The organism is Streptomyces sp. NPDC059649 (assembly GCF_042734445.1).
Taxonomy (GTDB): domain Bacteria; phylum Actinomycetota; class Actinomycetes; order Streptomycetales; family Streptomycetaceae; genus Streptomyces.
Map to the genome: position 1 here is coordinate 398,735 of NZ_JBHWDV010000002.1, position 3,685 is coordinate 402,419.

3 protein-coding genes are annotated in these 3,685 nt (G+C 66.8%); all 3 read left to right on the forward strand.

Annotated elements, in window-relative coordinates:
• Positions 1–249 precede the first annotated feature (249 nt).
• Complete coding sequence (locus tag ACFV1J_RS04565; RefSeq protein WP_385855736.1) at positions 250–1,452, forward strand: multidrug effflux MFS transporter; 1,203 nt, start codon at positions 250–252, stop codon at positions 1,450–1,452.
• A 158-nt stretch (positions 1,453–1,610) separates the two neighbouring features.
• The gene (locus ACFV1J_RS04570; protein ID WP_385855737.1) at positions 1,611–2,585 is read left to right on the forward strand and encodes a diiron oxygenase; all 975 of its coding nucleotides are present in this window, start codon (positions 1,611–1,613) and stop codon (positions 2,583–2,585) included.
• 57 nt (positions 2,586–2,642) lie between these two features.
• The gene (locus ACFV1J_RS04575; protein WP_385855738.1) at positions 2,643–3,560 is read left to right on the forward strand and encodes an SAM-dependent methyltransferase; all 918 of its coding nucleotides are present in this window, start codon (positions 2,643–2,645) and stop codon (positions 3,558–3,560) included.
• Positions 3,561–3,685: the final 125 nt, after the last annotated feature.

Sequence of the window (3,685 nt, forward strand, 5' to 3'; positions counted from 1 at the left end):
GTTGCACCATCCGACCACGCCCATACGATGGGCTTGACGACAGCCTTGACGCAGAAGGGGACACGTTGCAGCCGGCATTACGTGCCGCAGGTGGTGAACGGGCGAGCCGACGGCCTCTCAACGCCCACGCCACCTGGTGGCCCTTGGTCCGAAGACCATAGCCGCACCGCAGAGCCTGCCGACCCGGCACGGCTCTGCTCAGCGTGCCCGCAATCCCTTCTTCCCATCAGGTCCGTCCTTCATGAGGCCATGAAACAACACAGATATCTGCCTGCCCTTTTGGTCGTGACGCTCATCGGCACGATCATGGAACTCGACATGTCCGTGCCCAGCTTCCCGGACATCGCCCACAGCCTCACGGCGTCCGAGTCCTCGGTACAGCTGACGATCACCTACAACTTCTTCGGCTACTGCCTCGGCGCCCTGGTCTACGGCCCGCTCTCGGACCGGTTCGGCCGGCGCAAGGTCATGCTGATCGGCAACACGATCATGCTGGCCGGCGCGCTGGGCTGCGCCATCGCGCCGAACATCGAGTTCCTGCTCGGCTCCCGGCTCGTCCAGGGCGTCGGCGCCAGCACCTCCGTGGTCCTGGTCTTCGTCATCATCGGCGACGTCTACCAAGGCACCGAGCTGTTCAAGATGTTCGGGCTCACCAACGCCGCGATGTCCACGTTCATGACGGTGGCGCCCGCGCTCGGCGGACTCATCAACCGCACGATCGGCTGGCGCGGTAACTACGCCACCGTCTGCGGCATCACCCTGGTCTCCCTGCTGCTGATGGCGTGCTTCCTGCCCGAGACCAAGGGCGAACGGGCAAAGGTGACGGCCCGTCAGGTCGCTACGGACTACCGCAAGCTGCTGTCCAGCAAGGAGTTCCTCGCGGCCTCGGTCGTCCCCAGCCTGCTGTTCGCCGCCTACATGGTGTTCATCGCGTCCAGCTCGTTCCTCTACACCGACACCTACGGGCTGTCCACGATCGGGTTCGCCGGCCATCTGCTGATCATCGTGGCCTCGTTCGCGGTGACCAGCCTGTTCGCCTCGAAGCTCATCGGGGTGCTGGGCGGTCCGGAGCGCACGGTGGTCTACAGCATCGCCGCCACCGTCGTCGGCATCGCCCTGTTCCTGGTGTTCGGCGGGGGCGCATGGGCGACCACCGGCCCCATCGCCGTCTTCTGCGTCGGCTTCGCCGCGGTCTACCCGGTCATCTTCGGGCGCTCCCTGGCGGTCTTCCCGGAGCTCCAGGGTGCCGCATCCTCGCTGAACATGAGCGGACGGGCGCTGCTGGTGACGCTGCTCACCGGCGTCGCCAGCAGCCTGTTCACCGGTGACTCGATCGTGACCGCCGGAGTGATGGCCGTCGCCGTGGTCATCGCCGCGCCCCTGGCCTTCGTCAAGCCGAAGCAGAGCGCGGCGGACCAGGTGGAAGCCGAGCCGGTGCCCGAGGCCGGCTGACAACCACCGTCCACCGACGGGAAGTTCGGCTTCCCACCCTTCCTTCCCTCCCCCCTTCGTCCGCACGGCGGCGCCCACCGGCAGCCGCCGTGCGGATGCACCCGCACCAGGGGCGCGGGGCCGCACCGCGATACCCCGCGCCCGGAAAGAGGCCCGTCATGAACGCCAACGGCCAGGAAACCACCGAAACCGGACGGACGCTGTCCAGCCTGACCGGCGAGTACACCGTCCGCTGGGAGTCCCGCTCCTCCGTTCGTACCCGCCCCCGCAAGACCATCGACTTCGAGGAGGAGGGCTACTTCTTCCCCGAGGACAAGCAGCCGCTGCTGCTGGCCGACGAGGTCGCCTCGCTCGGACCGAAGGCCAAGAACGACATCCTCGTGCAGTCCTTCTACAAGTACCTGCACGACATCGTGAACCTGGAAATCAAGGAAATCGTCTCGGCCTGCTCGAAAATCCTCTACGCGGACCTTCCGGTGGAGTTCTCCGAGGAGACCAAGCTCAACACCTACTCGGTGATCATCGACGAGTACTACCACGTCTACATCGCCCAGGACATGATCCTGCAACTGCAGGAGCACCACCCGGACCTCAAGCCGCTCGACTACCCGATATCCGACTCGCGGCGCGCGGTCATCGAGACCAAGAAACACCTCGACCCGAAGTACCACGACATCTTCGAGATCCTCGCCAACTGCTGTTTCGAGACCACGCTCGTCCGCGAACTCGTGGAATTCTTCAACAGCCCCGGCGTCCATCCGTCGATCAAGTACTACGTCAACGACCACATGAACGACGAGTCCCGGCACTACGCGTTCTTCTACGACCTGATGACCTACCTGTGGGCCGAGATCCCCGAGGACTACCGGCAGGCCATCGGCATCCACCTCGCCGACTTCACCGTGCGGTACCTCTCCGTCGAATCGGAGAAGCTCTTCAACATCGAATTGCTCGGCTCCTTCATCGAGGACCGCGAGCAGGCCCGCACCTCCGTGGAAGCGCTCTACGCCGGATTCGAGATCACCCCGGACGTGCCGATCGTCAAGAACGTCCTGCGCGCATTCCGCAACGCGGGAATGCTCGACCACCCCTCCGTCCGCGCCGGATTCACCCGGATCGGCTGGACCGTCTGACCCGCACCGCCCACCCTTTCACCCGTACCGGACCGACCGGGACTCACGAGGAACATCATGAATTCCACGATCTCGCACCACACCACCACCAAGGTCGACGACGACCGGCGCACCAAGGAAATCGCCGCGGAGATCGAGCAGCGCCTCCGGCAGGCCGACCGGCTCGTACTGCCGCTGGACGAGACCCTCGAACTCCTCGCGCAGCTGACGCAGTTCGAGCTCGGCCGCTTCCTGCTGCACAACCGCGGCCTCAACGGCTACTGGACCTCCTACATCTTCCGCAACGAACCCACCGGCCCGACCACGCCGCTGGAGCACTGGCTGCTCAACAACTCCCTGCTGTGCCAGGCCCGCGAGCGCTACCACCGCTTCAAGGAGGAGGTCGCCGCCCGCATCACCGACGGCGCCACCCTCGCCTCCGTCCCCTGCGGCGTCATGGACGACCTGCTCCAGCAGGACTACGACGGCGTCACCGGCTTCCGCCTCGTCGGGATCGACCTCGACGAGGAATCCATCGGCTACGCCCGCAAGAACGCCGCCGAGCGCGGCCTCGCCGAGCACACCACGTTCCACGTGCGCGACGCCTGGAACCTCGGCGTGGACGGCGAGTTCGACCTCATCGTCAGCAACGGCCTGAACATGTACGAGTCGGACCCCGAGCGGCTCACCGACCTCTACCGCAGCTTCCACCAGGCGCTCCGCCCCGGCGGCCGGCTGCTGCTGAGCTTCCTCACCCCGCCGCCCCCGCCCCCGTGGGATGCCCCGGAGCAGGCCGCGGCCTGGCAGAAGTACCAGATCGCCGAGGCCGACCTGCGCCGGGAACTGTCCATCATGGGCGACATCATCCAGGCCACCTACCTGAACTTCTCCAGCGAGGAGGAGGTACGCGGCCAGCTGGCGGCCGCCGGCCTGAGCGTCGCGGACATCCGCTACAGCCCGCAGGGCGTACTGCCCATCGTCACCGCGGTCAAGTGACGCCCGCGCTCATCTGACCCCCCGCCCCGACGGGCCGCGGCGGCCGGCGCGACGACCCGCACCGGCCCCCGCGCCCCCACCCCACGCACCCCCCGGAAAACCGCCCAGGGGCGCCGCCTCGACAG